The following is a 16,282-nucleotide window of genomic DNA, read 5'->3' as shown; positions in this document are numbered from 1 at the left end:
TGGCAATTAACCTCGTGTCGGAATGGCAGAAAACCCCCATCAATGGCAGTTATTTCGTGGGTCCGACAACAAACAGCTGCTGATCACATCACCCGCACTTCGAGTGGCCGCAGCTTCGGCAGGTCATGCAGCCTTCGACCATCTGCATGTCGAACTGGCCGCAGCTGGGGCAGGCCTTGCCGCGCGGGGCGTTCAAATTCACCACTTGCGCCTGCGGGTCGGACTTCAGACCCATGCCCTCGCCTTCCAGAAAGCCGGTCTTGACCATGTGGGTCTCGATCACGCCGCCGATCGCGGCCAGGATCGATGGGATGTACTTGCCCTGAACCCAGGCGCCGCCGCGCGGATCGAACACCGCTTTCAGCTCCTCGACCACAAAAGACACGTCCCCGCCGCGGCGGAACACGGCCGAGATCATCCGCGTAAGCGCCAGCGTCCAGGCATAATGCTCCATGTTCTTGGAGTTGATGAAGACCTCGAACGGGCGGCGGTGGCCGTTGATGATGATGTCGTTGATGGTGAGGTAGATCGCGTGCTCGCTGTCCGGCCATTTCAGCTTGTAGGTATGGCCCTCCAGGGACTGCGGGCGGTCCAGCGGTTCGGACATATAGACCACCTCCGCGCCGTTCTCGCCCATGTCGCTCTCATGCGGCGCCTTGGCGGTCTCGCCCGGTGCTGTGTCTGCGCTCTCGCTGACCGACAGGACCGATCCGGTCACGTCGTTCGGACGGTAAGTGGTGCAGCCTTTGCAGCCCTGATCCCAGGCCTGCATGTAGACGTCCTTGAACTCATCAAAGGAAATATCTTCCGGGCAGTTGATGGTCTTGGAAATCGACGAGTCGATCCACTTCTGCGCTGCCGCCTGCATCTTGACATGGGCTGCGGGGCTCAGCGTCTGGGCATTGACGAAGTAATCGGGCAATGCCGCGTCGGCGCCGAACTTCTCGCGGTACATCTGCACCGCATAGTCGACCACTTCCTCCTCGGTGCGCGAGCCGTCTTTCTGCAGCACCTTGCGGGTATAGGCATAGGCAAACACCGGCTCGATCCCCGAAGAGACGTTGCCTGCATACAGAGAAATAGTGCCCGTCGGCGCGATGGACGTCAGCAGCGCGTTGCGGATGCCATGCTCGCGGATCGCGTCGCGCACGTCCTCATCCATGTTCAGCATGTTGCCGGAGTTCAGGTACTTCTCGGCGTCGAACAGCGGGAAGGCGCCTTTTTCCTTGGCAAGGTCAACCGACGCCAGATAGGCGGCGCGGGCGATCGCGTGCAGCCATTCATCGGTCTGACGCGCCGCCTCGTCAGAGCCGTATTCCAGGCCAAGCATCAGCAGCGCATCGGCCAGGCCGGTCACACCCAGGCCGATCCGGCGCTTGTTCCTGGCTTCCTGCGCCTGCGCCTCCAGCGGAAACTTGGAGACGTCGACCACGTTGTCCATCATCCGGACTGCGGTGGCGACCAGTTCCTGCATTGCAGCCTGGTCCAGCTGTGCGTCACTCTCGAACGGGTTGGCCACCAGCCGCGCCATGTTGATCGAGCCCAGCAGGCAGGCGCCATAGGGCGGCAGCGGCTGCTCGCCGCAAGGGTTGGTGGCGCAAATAGTCTCGATGTAGTTGAGGTTGTTGGCCTTGTTGATGCGGTCGATGAAGATCACGCCCGGCTCGGCATAGTCATAGGTCGCCTGCATGATCTTGTTCCACAGGCCGCGCGCCTCGACGGTGTGATAGACCTTGCCGTCGAATTGCAGTTCCCAGGAGCCGTCGGATTTCACCGCATCCATGAAGTCATCGGTGACCAGCACCGACATGTTGAACATGCGCAGGCGGGCCGAGTCGGATTTGGCAGTGATGAAGGCTTCGATATCCGGGTGGTCGCAGCGCATGGTCGCCATCATCGCACCGCGGCGGCTACCTGCCGACATGATCGTGCGGCACATCGCATCCCACACGTCCATGAACGACAGCGGGCCGGAGGCATCCGCCGCCACGCCCTTCACATCGGCGCCGCGCGGCCGGATGGTAGAGAAATCATAACCGATGCCGCCGCCCTGCTGCATGGTCAGCGCTGCCTCTTTCAGCATGTCGAAGATGCCCGACATGCTGTCCGGCACAGTGCCCATCACAAAGCAGTTGAACAGCGTGACCTGGCGCGCGGTGCCGGCACCTGCGGTGATGCGGCCCGCGGGCAGGTACTTGAAGTCCTCCAGCGCGCCATAGAACTTCTCTTCCCAAATGTCCGGTTTCTTTTCCGCCCGCGCCAGGTCACGCGCGATGCGCCGCCAGGTGTCCTCGACGGTCACGTCGATCGGCGCGCCATCGGCCTGCTTGAAACGGTATTTCATATCCCAGATCTGCTCGGCGATGGGGGCGGCAAAGCGGCTCATGTGTCGGTCCTTCGGCTCGTTCGGGCTTCATGAAAACGGCTCCGCTGCGGCTGCTTTTTCAGGGCACCGTGGCGAATCCATTTTTTGTTAAGGCTTACTTGCAGCAAATGCGTGGAGAAACACAATACCTTGAAGTCAGCGTTCCGTAAACTACTATATACTGTCAAAGCTCTGGACGACTCTGTGGGGAACCTGTGGATAAGCACGTGAATCTTGTGAAGCTTTCGGTCGGCACCGAAAGCGTCGGCAGCCTGATGGCCTGGCAGAAGATGCGGCGTGCGGAACTGCCGGAGGGCCTGCCGCGCCACGTGACCCGCATGTGGCCCAAGCGAGAGACGGAGCTTATGAACGGCGGGTCCATCTATTGGGTGATCAAGGGGCTGATCCAGTGCCGCCAGCGCATTCTGCGCCTGGATGAAATCACCGGCGAGGACGGCATCCGCCGCTGCGCCATTATCCTGCATCCGGAGCTGCACCGCACCCACACAGCACCGAAACGCCCGTTCCAGGGCTGGCGCTATCTGAAACCCGAAGAGTCGCCTGCCGATCTGCCTGCAGGCAAAAGCCAGGAAGAACCACTGCCGCCTGAACTGTCACAAGCACTGGCGGAAATCGGAGTTATCTGAGGCCGTCCGCTCCCCCCGCGGCAGCCTCTCCAGCGCCGGGCGTCAGCCCGGCGCACGGCCCAACCGGGGCGGAAGTATCTCTTGATGCTTCCAGCTCCGGGCGGGAGCGCCCCAGCGGGCAGCATACATCCGGAACAGAGAAAAGCGCTCCCGCCCCCTTTGCAGGCATCAAAGATGCCTTGAAGGCGTTGGGCAAGGCCCGTGCGGCCGCGCGGGCGGCCGCGCTTACTTGCGGTGTTCCAGCAGGTCCAGCAGCGTGTTCAGTGCCGCCTTTTCATCCCTGCCGTACTTTGCCACCCGGCTGCGCCACAGGGTGGCCTGCGACTTCAGCACCAGACCGTCCCCCAGCAGCTTCAGGTGGTTGGCCCGCAGCGTCTCGCCGGTGGAGGTGATATCGGCCACCATCTCGGCGGTCTCATTCTTCACCGTGCCCTCGGTCGCGCCCTGACTGTCAACGAGCTGGTAATCCGCCACCCCGGCATCGGTCAGGAACTCCCGCACCAGCCGGTGGTATTTGGTGGCAATCCGCAGCCGGTGCCCGTGCACAGCGCGAAAGGCCGACGCCGCCGCATCCAGGTCATCCAGCGTGTCCACGTCGATCCAGAATTGCGGCACCGCCAGCACCAGGTCGGCGTGGCCGAACCCCAGCTCTGCCAATTCCTCCACCTGCTGCTCGAAGCGCGGCAGCTTTTCCTGCACCAGATCGGTGCCGGTGACGCCCAGGTGGATCCGCCCCGCAGCCAGCTCGCGCGGAATTTCCCCTGCCGACAGCAGCACCAGCTCCATGTTCGACACGCCCTCGACCGCACCCGCATATTCCCGGTCCGAACCGGTGCGCGACAGCGTCACACCGCGCTTGGCGAACCAGTCAAAGGTCTTTTCCATCAGCCGCCCCTTGGACGGCACCCCCAGCTTCAGAGTCATTTGCGCGCCTCCTCAAGCTGCAGCATCAGGTCTGGGCGCAGCACGCCGCCCACGGCCGGGATCTCCTCACCCTCGCCCAGCTGACGGGTCAGCGCGTCATAGCGGCCGCCGCTGGCAACCGGGGGCAGGTCCGGGCGCGCCTCGGCATAAAAACCAAAGACAAAGCCGTCGTAATACTCCATTGAGGTGCGCCCGTAGGAGGCCTCGAAATCGAGGTTGTCCACATCGACGCCGCGCGCCTTCATCGCCGCTGTGCGCGCATCCAGCCGGTCCAGCGCGGGATTGATCTGCGGCAGGTCCACCGCGATGTCGCGCATCTGCTCAGTGGCAAAGGGCACGGTTTCACGCACCGCCATCAACGCTTCCAGCGCCATCAGTTCGTTTTCCGCAATCGGCGGATGCTTGGCATCCTCACGCAGCGCCTCCACCCGCGCCTGCACCTCTGCCGCGCGGCGTTTGCCCAGTTCCACCGCAGATCCGGTCAGATCGCCCTCGGTCGACAACAGCTTCCTGCGGCTCTCCGGCACCGGGCTGCGACCCGCAAACCGGTCCAGCAGGGAACGGAAGCGGCGCGGCCGCCAGATGTGGCGGATCAGCGCCGTCTTGCGTTTTTCCGTGGTGTTCAGCCCTTCGACCGCCGCCATTAGAATGCCGATGTCGCCGGTTGCCGCCCGCAAGGGCAGCCCGCGCACCTGCAGCGCAAAGAGCGAAAAGACTTCCGCGTCCGCCGCAGCCGCATCATCTCGCTCGAACACCTCATAGCCGACCTGCAGATACTCGTTCGGCCGGTCCGGGTCCATCTCCTGACGCCGGAACACCTCGCCCGAATAGGTATAGCGCGCAGGCTCGGCGCCGTGGCGCATATGCGCTTCCACCACCGGCACGGTGAAATCCGGGCGCAGCATCTGTTCGCCGCGCAAGGCATCCGAGGTCACATAGGCACGCGCCCGGATGTCCTCGCCGTACAGATCCAGCAACGTGCCGGCGGGCTGCAGCAATGGCGTATCCACCACCTGTCCGCCCGCGGCCTCAAACCGGACCCGCAACTGGGCGGCGCGGGCCTGAATGTCAGAACGAAGCGTCATGATCAGCCCTGCCCGTCCAGGATTTCACGCACCTTGGCGACCAGTTCGCTGCGGGGCACTTCGAACTGGCTGGGGCGTTCCTTCCACTCTTCCAGCGTCGCGCTTTCAGCAATTTTCGCGCCCAGGATCAGGTCCTTGATCTGCACCACGCCGTTGGCCTTCTCGTCACCGCCTTCAATCACCGCGACAGGAGAGTTCCGCTTGTCCGCGTATTTCAACTGGTTGCCGAAGTTCTTGGGATTGCCCAGATAAACCTCGGCCCGGATGCCCGCGTTACGCAGCTCCGCCACCATCGCCTGGTAGTCCGCCATCCGGTCCCGGTCCATCACGGTCACAACCACCGGGCCGGTGGCCTCAGCCGACAGCCGCCCCTTGGCGTGCAGTGCCGCCAGCAGCCGGTCCACGCCCACCGAGACGCCCACCGCAGGCACTTCCTGCCCGGTAAAGCGCTTGACCAGCCCGTCATAACGGCCGCCGCCCGAGACCGAACCGAACTGCCGCTTGCGGCCTTTCTCATCGAGGATCTCAAAGGTCAGCTCTGCCTCGAACACCGGGCCGGTGTAATAGCCCAGCCCGCGCACCACCGAGGGGTCGATCTCGATCCGGTCCTTGCCATAGCCGCCCGCAGCCAGCAGTTCGCCGATCTGCTCCAGCTCAGCGATGCCGTCCTGGCCCACCTTGCTGTCGCCCACGGCGGCACGCAGGTTGGCGATGGTGCCAGCGGCATCCGCCGCCTTGGAGGTCAGGAACGCCAGCACCGGCGCCGCCTGATCGTCCGACAGGCCAACCCCATCGATGAAGGCACCGGAGGCATCCAGCCGCCCCTTGGTCAGCAGTTCGCGCACGCCGGCCTCGCCTACCTTGTCGAACTTGTCGATGGTGCGCAGCACGTCGTCGCGCTTGGCATCGCCGTCGCCCAGGCCCATCGCCTCCAGCACGCCGTTCAGCACCTTGCGGTTATTGACCCGCACCAGATAATCGCCGCGCGGAATGCCGACGGTCTCCAGCGTGTCGGACAGCATCGCGCAAATCTCCGCATCCGCCGCCATCGAGGCGGTGCCGACGGTGTCCGCATCACACTGATAGAACTGGCGGAACCGGCCCGGCCCCGGCTTCTCGTTGCGCCAGACCGGCCCCATCGCATAGCGGCGGTAGGGGGTCGGCAGGTCGTTGCGGTGCTGGGCATAGACCCGCGCCAGCGGCGCCGTCAGATCATAACGCAGCGCCATCCAGTCGCCGTTGCCGTCGTCCTCGGTCTCCTGCCAGGCGAACACGCCCTCGTTCGGGCGGTCCACGTCGGGCAGAAACTTGCCCAGCGCCTCAACGGTTTCCACCGCCGAGCTTTCCAGCGCCTCGAACCCGTAATGATGATACACACCCGCGATGGCCCGCAGCATCTCGCTGCGCTGGGTCACCTCCGCACCGAAATAGTCACGGAACCCCTTCGGCGTCTGCGCCTTGGGGCGGGGCTGCTTCTTCACTTTGGCCATCTGCGGCCTCCTCACGGGTAGCGGTTTCACTCGCCTGGCGGTCTAGCGGAAGCAGGCCGCAACAGCAAGAAGGAGCCGCGGGAGGCAAGGCCGCAGGAAGCATTTCCGACGGTTCACCCGGCCGCTAGGCCGGGCCGCGCCTGCCTGCCCCCCCGGCAGGCGCGTTCGCGCCAGCCCAGGCAGTCCCGGCCCTCGTTCTGATGCAGAGGCCATGGACCTAGACCGCCAACACGCCTATCTAAGCACATCCGCAATCAAAGGCTTGACCCATGCAGCATCTGGAAGAGCAAATCGCCCATCTGACCCGCAGCGTGGAGGAGATGAGCGACGTGATCGCCCGTCAGCAGCAAGAGATTGACCTGCTAACCCGGCGCGTCGCCATGCTGATGCAGCGCGAAGCCACCCGGGAGCAGGACGGCGGCGGCGGCGTGGTCTTCGCCGACGAACGCCCGCCGCACTACTGACCCCGGCTCTACAAACCACGGTTTTCCTTGATCCAAACAGCCGCCCGCGCAGGCTGTCACTCAGGTATTTTGTGACAAGTGATTGGGGGGCAGCGCCATGGCACCATCCAACGACCCGGTGGAATTCGTCGAAAAAGGCATCGATAGGCTCCACACCCGCGTGCTGTTTTACCTCAAGAAGGTCTGGAAACGCGTCCGCACCCTGCTGATGCCGCTGCGCAAGTTCATGAAGAGAATGCTCTCGGCGGCCAAGTCCATCGCCAAAACCGCCGGCAAGAAGGCGGTCGCGCAAGTCACCTCCGCCGGGCAGACGGTGCTCAGCCTGCTGGACCGGGTGGAGCAGATGCTGAAAACCATGATCAAGCTGGGCCAGCGCATCCTCGACACCATCCGCAAGACCACCGACCGCTCCCGCCTGGTCAAAGTGCTGAAAACCGTGGTCCGCAAATACGTCGAAATGTTCCGCCAGGTCTGGGGCTGGGTGCGTGAGCTTTGGGAGCAGATCGGCGTGCTCGACACCGCGCTGATGATCCTCAACCGCTTTGCCTCGGTGCTGCAGATCGTCTTTGGCTGGATCAAGGAGCTGACCACGATCCTGGGCGGCGTGAAGAAGGTGAAGGGGATGCTGAAAAAAGTGGTGAAAACCCTGCGGCTGGAAATGAAAGAGGCCATCCGCCTGCTGAAAGACGTCGCCAAGCTGCCGGTGCCGAAGGACGCGTGACGCTTGCAAAGGGCCTGCGGCAGCTCGCCTGTACAGGCTGACGCAGACCCTGGGCGCTCCGCGACGCTGTTCCAGGCCGTGGGCTTACCCAGCGGCGTCAAACATCACATCCGTCCGCAAAGCGTACTTTACGCCAGACAGCACTGGATCGCCCCTGTGGGACAACGGATGATGAAAGAACAGAGCCTTGCCGGTTGCAGGCCGAATGGTGAAATCTGCAAAGCGGAAAGGTGAGAACACATCCGCAAAACTTGTGCCCCCTCCCTCGAAACCTTCATTGAGGTACACCATCATAGTGAAACGGCTGACACCGCCTTCAGCACTGCGGTACTCGCCGTCCTGATGCCAATCAAAAAAATGACCGGGATGGTAACGGTACAACCGAAACCGCTCGTTCAACCCTACAGCGACCGCACCATTGAATGAGGCGGAAAAGGAAGGTTTAACTTTCCACCAAAAGGAACTGGCAAGCGCTGGGTCATCAAAGACCACCCGGTCATTGTTCCGGATATCCGGAATGGCCTCGACACCACGTTCAGTGTTGATCATCGCTTCTTCGAACCCAAGTTCATGAGCCCGAGCGATCATCTGCTTGCAGAAATCAGCAGATACGAATTCAGCCGCTTCAAAAACGCGGTCACACAATACTTCTGGAATGCTCACAGTTCTTACTCCGGAATGACACTACGAAATCTCGTCAAAGTCAGACCGGAAGCATCAATGGTGCCGACCCCGCAATAGAACGTGGTGGCAATAAGGTTTATGCAATAACTCTTCCATGCTGCCACCGCTATCCGCGCTCAGTCCTTCTGTCAATCTTCGCAAAAAGCCTAAATCTCCTCCACATCCATCACCCCATCGAGGGACTTCAGGGCGCCCTTGATCTGAGGGTTGATCGGGAAGGGCTGGCCCAGGTCCATCTCCACATCGCCGGGCAGGCCAGGGTCCTGCAGGTACATATAGACCTCGCCGCGGGACGCATTGCGGGCCGCCGCCTTGGCGTCCTCCAGCACCTGCGCCACGGTGCCGACCGCCGCCGCATCGCTCAGGTAGACTCGCAGGGAACTGCGCCCGGCGTCGGCAATGGCGCTGTCCACCGGACCGACGGAACGCACCAGCAGCTTCAGCTGGTCGCTCTCCATTGTTGCCTCGGCGGTGATCACCACCTTGGCGCCGGTTTCCAGGAACTCGCGGCTCTTCTCCAGCACCTCGGAGAACAGCGTCACCTCATAGGCGCCTGACGGGTCCGACAGCTGGGCAAAGGCAAAGCGGTTGCCGCGGGCGGATTTACGTTCCTGCCGGCCTGCAACGACGCCACCCATCTTGGCCATGAACGGCCCGCGCTCGGCCTTGGCTGTCACTTCGTCCAGCGTCATCACCTTCTTGCGCTTCAGCGCGGGCATGTAGTCGTCCAGCGGGTGGCCCGAGAGGTAAAAGCCGATCGCCTTGAATTCCTCAGACAAACGCTCGGCCGGCAGCCAGTCCGGCACCGACGGCAGCCGCGGCTCCGGCAGGTCCTCGCCCGCTTCGCCAAACAGCGACACCTGGCTGGAATTCCGCTGGTCATGCACCGCGGCGGAGTAATCCACCAGCGCGCCCAGGCTCTCAAACACCCGGCGGCGGTTGCTGTCCAGCTGGTCAAAGGCCCCTGCCCGCGCCAGCATCTCCAAGGGCCGCTTGCCGACCTTCTTGAGGTTCACCCGGCGGGCAAAGTCGAAGACATTGACAAAGGGCTTCTCGTACTCGCCCTCTTTGCGCGCTTCAGCCACCAGCCGCATTACATCCAGACCGACGTTCTTCAGCGCGCCCAGCGCATAGACCAGCTCCCCGTTCACCACGTTGAAGGTCGCCAGCGAGCGGTTGATGCAGGGCGGCACATATTTCAGCCCCAGCCCCTTCTTCACTTCCTCAAAGTAGATCGCCAGCTTGTCAGTCAGATGGATATCGCAGTTCATGACGCCGGCCATGAACTCCACCGGGTGGTTCGCCTTCAGCCAGCCGGTCTGATACGACACCACCGCATAGGCCGCAGCGTGCGATTTGTTGAAGCCGTAGTTGGCGAATTTCTCCAACAGGTCGAAAACCTCGCTGGCCTTCTTCTTTTCGACCCCGTTCTCCGCCGCGCCCTTCTCAAACTTCGGACGCTCGGCGTCCATCGCCTCCTTGATCTTCTTACCCATCGCCCGGCGCAAAAGGTCGGCGCCGCCCAGCGTATAGTTCGCCATCACCTGGGCGATCTGCATCACCTGCTCCTGATAGACGATGATGCCCTGGGTTTCCTCCAGGATGTGGTCGATCAGCGGATGGACCGAGGTGATCTCGCGCTGGCCGTTCTTCACCTCGCAATAGACCGGGATGTTTTCCATCGGGCCGGGACGGTACAGCGCCACCAGCGCCACGATGTCCTCGATACAGGTGGGTTTCATGCGCTTCAGCGCATCCATCATGCCGGTGGATTCCACCTGGAACACCGCCACCGTCTTGGCACGGGAATACAGATCGTATGTGACCTTGTCGTCCAGCGGAATGGCGTTGATCTGGTTCTCCGCCCCCTCCGGCGGCTCATAAAGCTGGGTGCCATCGGCGGCGATATGCAGGTCGCGGCCCGACTGAAAAACCAGGTCCATCGCGTTCTGAATGACGGTCAGGGTCTTGAGGCCCAGGAAGTCGAACTTGACCAGCCCCGCCTGCTCCACCCATTTCATGTTGAACTGGGTTGCCGGCATGTCGGAACGCGGATCGCGGTAGAGCGGCACCAGCGCATCCAGCGGCCTATCCCCGATCACCACACCCGCCGCGTGGGTGCCGGCAGAGCGCAACAGCCCCTCCACCTGCTGGCCATAGGTCAGCAGCCGGTCCACCACCGGCTCATTGCGGGCTTCCTCGCTCAGCCGCGGCTCTTCCTTCAGCGCGTCGGCGATGGACATCGGCTTCACGCCTTCGACCGGGATCAGCTTGGAGAGCCGGTCCACTTGGCCATAGGGCATCTGCAGCACCCGCCCCATGTCGCGCACCGCCGCCTTGGACAGAAGCGCGCCAAAGGTGATGATCTGCCCTACCTTGTCGCGGCCATATTTCTCCTGCACGTATTTGATCACCTCTTCCCGGCGGTCCATGCAGAAGTCGATGTCGAAGTCGGGCATCGACACCCGTTCCGGGTTCAGGAAGCGTTCGAACAGCAAGCTGTAGCGCAACGGGTCAAGGTCGGTAATCGTCAGCGCATAGGCCACCAGCGAACCCGCACCGGAGCCCCGCCCCGGCCCCACCGGAATGTCGTGGTCCTTGGCCCATTGGATAAAGTCGGCAACGATCAGGAAGTAGCCCGGGAAGCCCATCCCCTCGATGATGCCCAGCTCGAAATCGAGCCGTTCCTGGTATTCCTCGACGCTCACCGCATGCGGGATCACCGCCAGCCGCTGCTGCAACCCCTCGTTGGCGATGCGGCGCAGTTCGGCGACCTCGTCATCGGCAAACTTCGGCAGGATCGGGTCCCGCCGGTAGGCCATGAAGGCGCAGCGCCTGGCGATCTCCACCGTGTTTTCAATCGCCTCGGGCAGGTCGGCAAACAGCGCAACCATCTCCTCCTGGCTCTTGAAGTAATGCTGCGCGGTCAGCCGCCGGCGCGGCTCCACCTGATCGACATAGGCGCCCTCGGCGATACAGATCATCGCGTCATGCGCCTCGAACATCTCCGTGTTGGGGAAGTAGACGTCATTGGTGGCGACCAGCGGCAAGTCCATGGCATAGGCCATCTCCACATGGCCGCGCTCGGTCTGCTTCTCCGCCTCCGGCTGGCCGTGTTCGCCCGGATGGCGCTGCAGCTCCACATACAGGCGGTTCGGGAAGATGCCCTTCAGCCGCTGCATCAGCGCCTCCGCTGCCGGGCGCTGGCCCATTTGCAGCAGCCGCCCCACCGGCCCGTCCGGCCCGCCGCTGAGGCAGATCACGTCGCCCGCGTTCTCTTCCAGCTCCTCCAGCGTCACATGCGGAAGCTCGCCCCCCTGCCGCAGATACAGGCAGGAGTTCAGCTTCATCAGATGCTCATAGCCCGCCTCGCTCTGCGCCAGCAGCACCAGCGGCGCGGGCGGTTTGGGCCGCTCCCCCGGCGCCGGTTCGGTGAACCGCAGATCCACCTGGCAGCCGATGATCGGCTGCACCCCGGCGCCGCTTGCCGACACCGAAAACTCCAGTGCCGAGAACAGGTTGTTGGTGTCCGTCACCGCAATCGCGGGCATCTCGTGCTTCTTGCACAGGTCCGGCAGCTTTTTCAGCCGCACGGCGCCTTCCAGCAGCGAGTATTCGGTATGGGTGCGCAGGTGAATGAATCGGGGAGAGCTTGTCATGGCGCCACGCTATCTTATTGACACGCAGAGGTGAAAGAGCGATCTGTGCGATGAACACCCGCCAAAACCAGTGCGGTGGGCAGTGCATTTTATCCATTTTGTTGAAACTCTTTCGCATCCAGCGCGTAAAGCCTCCGCAAATCTGCAGATAAAACGCATAAATATTAACGGCCTACCCGTATGTGTCGCAATTTTCTTGCTCCGCAAGATACTGCAGCGCAGCACCGGTTTTCCTTGCTTTGGCGACGGACCGCTCCCTAGGCTGCTGGCAGCAAGCAATAAACAGCCCGCCTCCCTTCTGCGCCGCATCGAGGGGACGGTATTCCGGGTCAACAGGGTAAAGCGGCGGTATCGGGAAGATGCGCAACTCGCAATGCAATGTGGGTCAGCTTGACCTGTGCTCAGGGCCGATGCTGCCTGGCGCGCGCACCTCTGGTGCCGTTCCATCATGGCACCCCCGCTGCCATACCTCTGAAATCGCTGGGCATTTGCCCGAAAACTATTCCCATGGCGGGAAACCGGCAGTATCCCTTGGCGGCACTGCATCCGGCCACCCGCAATGAAACGGAAACCGGGATGCCCGCCGCGGCGGCTGACAGGGGGATCAGAACAATGAAAGAGGACCGGCGCACGTGACTGTACCACTGTTGAGCCTTCAGGGCCTGACCAAGGCCTACCCCGGAGTGGTGGCAAATGACACTGTCTCCTTTGACATCGGCGAAGGCGAAGTCCACGCCCTGCTGGGCGAAAACGGCGCCGGCAAGTCGACTCTGGTCAAGATGATCTACGGGCTGGTCAAACCCGACAGCGGCAAGATGCTGCTGCGCGGCCAGCCCTATGAGCCCGCAGAGCCGCGCCAGGCGCGCGCCGACGGCATCGCCATGGTGTTCCAGCACTTCTCGCTGTTCGACGCGCTCAACGTGGCCGAAAACATCGCCCTGGGCATGGAAAACCCGCCCGAGATGCGCGACCTCGCTGCCCGCATCCGCGAGGTGTCGGAAACCTACGGCCTGCCGCTCGATCCCTACCGCACTGTCGGCGACCTGTCGGCAGGGGAGCGACAGCGGGTTGAGATCATCCGCTGCCTGCTGCAGGACCCCAAGCTCCTGATCATGGATGAGCCGACCTCGGTGCTGACGCCGCAGGAAGTGGAGATCCTGTTCAAGACCCTGCAGAAGCTGCAGTCAGAGGGCACCTCGATCCTCTATATTTCCCACAAGCTGGAAGAAATCCGCACCCTCTGCGACCACGCCTCCATCCTGCGGCTGGGCAAGAATGTGGGCGAATGCATTCCCTCTGAAACCTCTGCCCGCGACATGGCGGAAATGATGGTCGGCAGCACCCTGCAGACCCCCGAACGCGGCAGCCGCGAGTTCGGCGCCGTGGCAATGGACATCTCCGGCCTGTCGGTGCCTGCCCCCTCCGCCTTTGGCACTGCGCTCAAGAACGTGCATCTGACCGTGCGCAAGGGTGAGATCCTCGGCATCGGCGGTGTTGCCGGCAACGGCCAGGATGAACTGCTGGGCGTGCTGTCCGGCGAAACCCTGACCGAACCCGACGCGGTGAAGCTGCACGGTCAGCCGATCGGCAAGCTGGGCCCCACCGCCCGGCGCAAGCTTGGTGTGCTGGCCGCGCCGGAGGAACGCCTCGGCCACGCCGCCGCCCCGGACATGAGCCTGACCGAAAACGCCATGCTCACCGGATCTGTGCGCGAGAGGCTGGAAAAGAACGGCTTCCTCGACTGGGGCAAGACCAAGGACTTTGCCGAGCGCATCATCAAGGCATTTGACGTGCGCACGCCCGGTCCCGGTAATGCAGCGCGTTCATTGTCCGGCGGCAACCTGCAGAAATTCGTGATCGGGCGCGAGGTGCTGCAGGACCCGGATGTGCTGGTGGTGAACCAGCCGACCTGGGGCGTCGATGCCGCCGCCGCCGCCGCCATCCGCCAGTCGCTGCTGGACCTCGCCGCCAAGGGCGCGGCGGTGATCTGCATCAGCCAGGATCTGGATGAGCTGATGGAAATCTCCGACAGCTTTGCCGCCCTGAACGAAGGCCGCCTCAGCGCCCCGCGCGAAGCGGCAGGACTGACGGTGGACGAGATCGGCCTGATGATGGGCGGCGCCCACGGCATGGAGGTGGCGCATGTATGAGAATTCGGGACGCCTCCGGCGGGAGTATTTTTGGAAAGATGAAAAGGGAGCCGCTTCATGATCCGGCTTGAGAAACGGCCGCAGCCGTCACGCGCCTGGTCGATGGCAACGCCGCTGGTGGCAGTGCTGGCGACGATGCTTTTTGGCGGGCTGCTGTTTGCCGCGCTTGGCAAACCGCCGGTCGAGGCGATCCGCACCATCTTCTGGGAGCCGCTGTTCGGCGAGTTCTCCTTCTACTACCGCCCGCAGCTGCTGGTGAAAGGCGCGCCGCTGGTGCTGATTGCCATCGGCCTGTCGCTAGGCTTTAGGGCAGGCATCTGGAACATCGGCGCCGAGGGCCAGTACATCATGGGCGCCATCTTCGGCGCCGGGGCGGGCCTTGCTTTCTACCCCTCCGAGTCGTTCCTCATCTTCCCGTTCATGGTAATCGCCGGCGCCTTCGGCGGCTGGATCTGGGCGATGATCCCGGCAGTGCTGAAAACCCGCTTTGGCACCAATGAAATCCTGGTCTCGCTGATGCTGGTCTATGTGGCCGAGCAGTTACTCGCATCTGTCTCGCTGGGCCTCTTGAAGAACCCGGAGGGCTTCGGCTTCCCCGGCTCCCGCAACCTGCAATCCTGGGACAGCGCCCATAACGCCGAGCTGATCGCAGGCTCCGGCATGCACTGGGGCGTGGTTGCGGCGCTGATTGCGGTGATCTTTGCCTATGTTCTGCTGAACCGCCACATGACCGGCTACCACATCCGCCTCAGTGGAGAAGCGCCGCGCGCGGCCAAGTTTGCCGGCGTGAATCCCACCCGCCTTGTGCTGTTCTGCCTTGGCACCTCCGGCGCGCTGGCGGGCCTTGCCGGGCTGTTTGAGGTCTCCGGGCCGTCGGGCCAGATCTCTATCGACTTCAACGTGGGCTATGGCTTCACCGCCATCATCGTCGCCTTCCTGGGCCGCCTGCAACCCGTCGGCATCCTGCTGGCAGGCGGGCTGATGGCGCTGACCTATATTGGCGGCGATATCGCGCAGTCGAACCTGCAGCTGCCGGCCGCGGCCATCCAGGTCTTCCAGGGGATGCTGCTGTTCTTCCTGCTGGCGTTTGACCTCTTGACCAATTTCCGCATCGCAATCGGCAAGCCGGAGGTGGCGTAACATGGATCTTTCTGCAATCAACCCGGTCCTGCTCATCGCCTCGCTGATGGTGGCTGCAACCCCGCTCCTGCTGGCCGCGATCGGCGAACTGGTGGTCGAAAAGGCCGGCGTTCTGAACCTCGGCGTCGAGGGGATGATGATCACCGGCGCCATCGCAGGCTTTGCCACCGCGGTGGAAAGCGGCTCGCCGTTCCTCGGCTTCATTGCGGCCGCCATCGCAGGCGCGGCGCTGTCGATCCTCTTTGCCATCCTCACCCAGTTTGCCCAGGCAAACCAAGTCGCCTCCGGCCTGTCGCTGACACTCTTTGGGTTGGGGCTGTCGGCGCTGATGGGGCAGTCCTATGTCGGCATCAAGCCGCCGCAGATGGGCGATATCCATATCCCCGTGCTCAGCGACTTGCCGGTGGTGGGCCCGATCCTGTTCGGCCATGACATCATCCTCTACTTCGGTATCGCGCTCACCGCCGCGGTCTGGTGGGTGCTGAAATACTCCCGCCTCGGCCTGGTGCTGCGCGCGGTGGGGGAAAACCACGACGCCGCCCATGCGCTCGGCTACAAGGTGCTGAAGATCCGCTTGCTGGCGATCATGTTCGGCGGCGCCTGTGCGGGCCTTGGCGGGGCCTACATCAGCCTCATCCGCGTGCCGCAATGGACCGAAGGCATGACCGCCGGCATCGGCTGGATTGCATTGGCGCTGGTGGTGTTTGCCAGCTGGAAGCCCTGGCGCGCACTGCTGGGTGCCTATCTCTTTGGCGGCGTCACCGTTGTGCAGCTCAATCTGCAGGCAGCGGGCGTTGCCATTCCGGTCGAGTATCTGGCAATGTCGCCCTATCTGATTACAATCATTGTGCTTGTTATCCTTTCGGCGGACAAAAGCAGCGCACCTGCCTCGCTTGGCCGCAACTTCCATGCCTCCCGCTAGGCGGGGGGCTTTTCACTGCCCCATCTGCCGG

General features: G+C 63.1%; 12 protein-coding genes. 6 read left to right on the top strand and 6 right to left on the bottom strand.

Annotated features, from left to right (window positions below; all coding sequences use genetic code 11):
* Positions 1-88 precede the first annotated feature (88 nt).
* The gene (locus tag K3725_RS01345) at positions 89-2,386 is read right to left on the bottom strand and encodes an adenosylcobalamin-dependent ribonucleoside-diphosphate reductase (protein ID WP_260017108.1); all 2,298 of its coding nucleotides are present in this window, start codon (positions 2,384-2,386) and stop codon (positions 89-91) included.
* A gap of 194 nt (positions 2,387-2,580) precedes the next feature.
* Between K3725_RS01345 and K3725_RS01340 the strand changes: the two genes are divergently transcribed.
* Positions 2,581-3,012 (top strand): DUF1489 family protein, encoded by a 432-nt coding sequence (locus K3725_RS01340; RefSeq protein WP_260017107.1) that lies wholly within the window; start codon positions 2,581-2,583, stop codon positions 3,010-3,012.
* Between the two features lie 225 nt (positions 3,013-3,237).
* Here K3725_RS01340 and hisG read toward each other — a convergent pair whose 3' ends face one another.
* Genes hisG through hisS form a run of 3 tightly spaced genes read right to left on the bottom strand, consistent with a single transcriptional unit; the run spans position 3,238 to position 6,511 of the window.
* Positions 3,238-3,936: an ATP phosphoribosyltransferase gene (hisG, locus tag K3725_RS01335; protein WP_260017106.1), complete on the bottom strand. Its 699-nt coding sequence runs from the start codon at positions 3,934-3,936 to the stop codon at positions 3,238-3,240.
* Complete coding sequence (locus K3725_RS01330) at positions 3,933-5,021, bottom strand: ATP phosphoribosyltransferase regulatory subunit (protein WP_260017105.1); 1,089 nt, start codon at positions 5,019-5,021, stop codon at positions 3,933-3,935. The genes hisG and K3725_RS01330 overlap by 4 nt, the downstream gene beginning before the upstream one ends.
* Positions 5,022-5,023: 2 nt before the next feature.
* The gene (gene hisS, locus K3725_RS01325) at positions 5,024-6,511 is read right to left on the bottom strand and encodes a histidine--tRNA ligase (protein WP_260017104.1); all 1,488 of its coding nucleotides are present in this window, start codon (positions 6,509-6,511) and stop codon (positions 5,024-5,026) included.
* 269 nt (positions 6,512-6,780) lie between these two features.
* On the opposite strand from hisS, the gene K3725_RS01320 reads away from it, so the two are divergent.
* Both K3725_RS01320 and K3725_RS01315 read left to right on the top strand, forming a co-directional pair.
* Complete coding sequence (locus K3725_RS01320; RefSeq protein WP_260017103.1) at positions 6,781-6,975, top strand: SlyX family protein; 195 nt, start codon at positions 6,781-6,783, stop codon at positions 6,973-6,975.
* 97 nt (positions 6,976-7,072) lie between these two features.
* Complete coding sequence (locus K3725_RS01315) at positions 7,073-7,696, top strand: hypothetical protein (RefSeq protein WP_260017102.1); 624 nt, start codon at positions 7,073-7,075, stop codon at positions 7,694-7,696.
* An 84-nt stretch (positions 7,697-7,780) separates the two neighbouring features.
* On the opposite strand, the gene K3725_RS01310 is transcribed toward K3725_RS01315, so the two are convergent.
* Complete coding sequence (locus K3725_RS01310) at positions 7,781-8,359, bottom strand: 2OG-Fe(II) oxygenase (protein ID WP_260017101.1); 579 nt, start codon at positions 8,357-8,359, stop codon at positions 7,781-7,783.
* 167 nt (positions 8,360-8,526) lie between these two features.
* Positions 8,527-12,039, bottom strand: coding sequence for a DNA polymerase III subunit alpha (gene dnaE / locus K3725_RS01305; RefSeq protein WP_260017100.1), 3,513 nt, complete (start codon positions 12,037-12,039; stop codon positions 8,527-8,529).
* A 632-nt stretch (positions 12,040-12,671) separates the two neighbouring features.
* On the opposite strand from dnaE, the gene K3725_RS01300 reads away from it, so the two are divergent.
* The 3 genes from K3725_RS01300 to K3725_RS01290 are packed head-to-tail and all read left to right on the top strand — an operon-like array spanning position 12,672 to position 16,251.
* Positions 12,672-14,189 carry an ABC transporter ATP-binding protein gene (locus tag K3725_RS01300; RefSeq protein ID WP_260017099.1) on the top strand — a complete coding sequence of 506 codons (1,518 nt, stop codon included), beginning with the start codon at positions 12,672-12,674 and terminating at the stop codon, positions 14,187-14,189.
* A gap of 57 nt (positions 14,190-14,246) precedes the next feature.
* Complete coding sequence (locus tag K3725_RS01295; RefSeq protein ID WP_260017098.1) at positions 14,247-15,329, top strand: ABC transporter permease; 1,083 nt, start codon at positions 14,247-14,249, stop codon at positions 15,327-15,329.
* 1 nt (position 15,330) lies between these two features.
* The gene (locus K3725_RS01290; protein WP_260017097.1) at positions 15,331-16,251 is read left to right on the top strand and encodes an ABC transporter permease; all 921 of its coding nucleotides are present in this window, start codon (positions 15,331-15,333) and stop codon (positions 16,249-16,251) included.
* The last annotated feature ends 31 nt before the right edge of the window (positions 16,252-16,282 follow it).

This window comes from Leisingera sp. S132, from assembly GCF_025144465.1.
GTDB lineage: Bacteria > Pseudomonadota > Alphaproteobacteria > Rhodobacterales > Rhodobacteraceae > Leisingera.
This window is presented reverse-complemented; position numbering and strand designations above follow the sequence as displayed.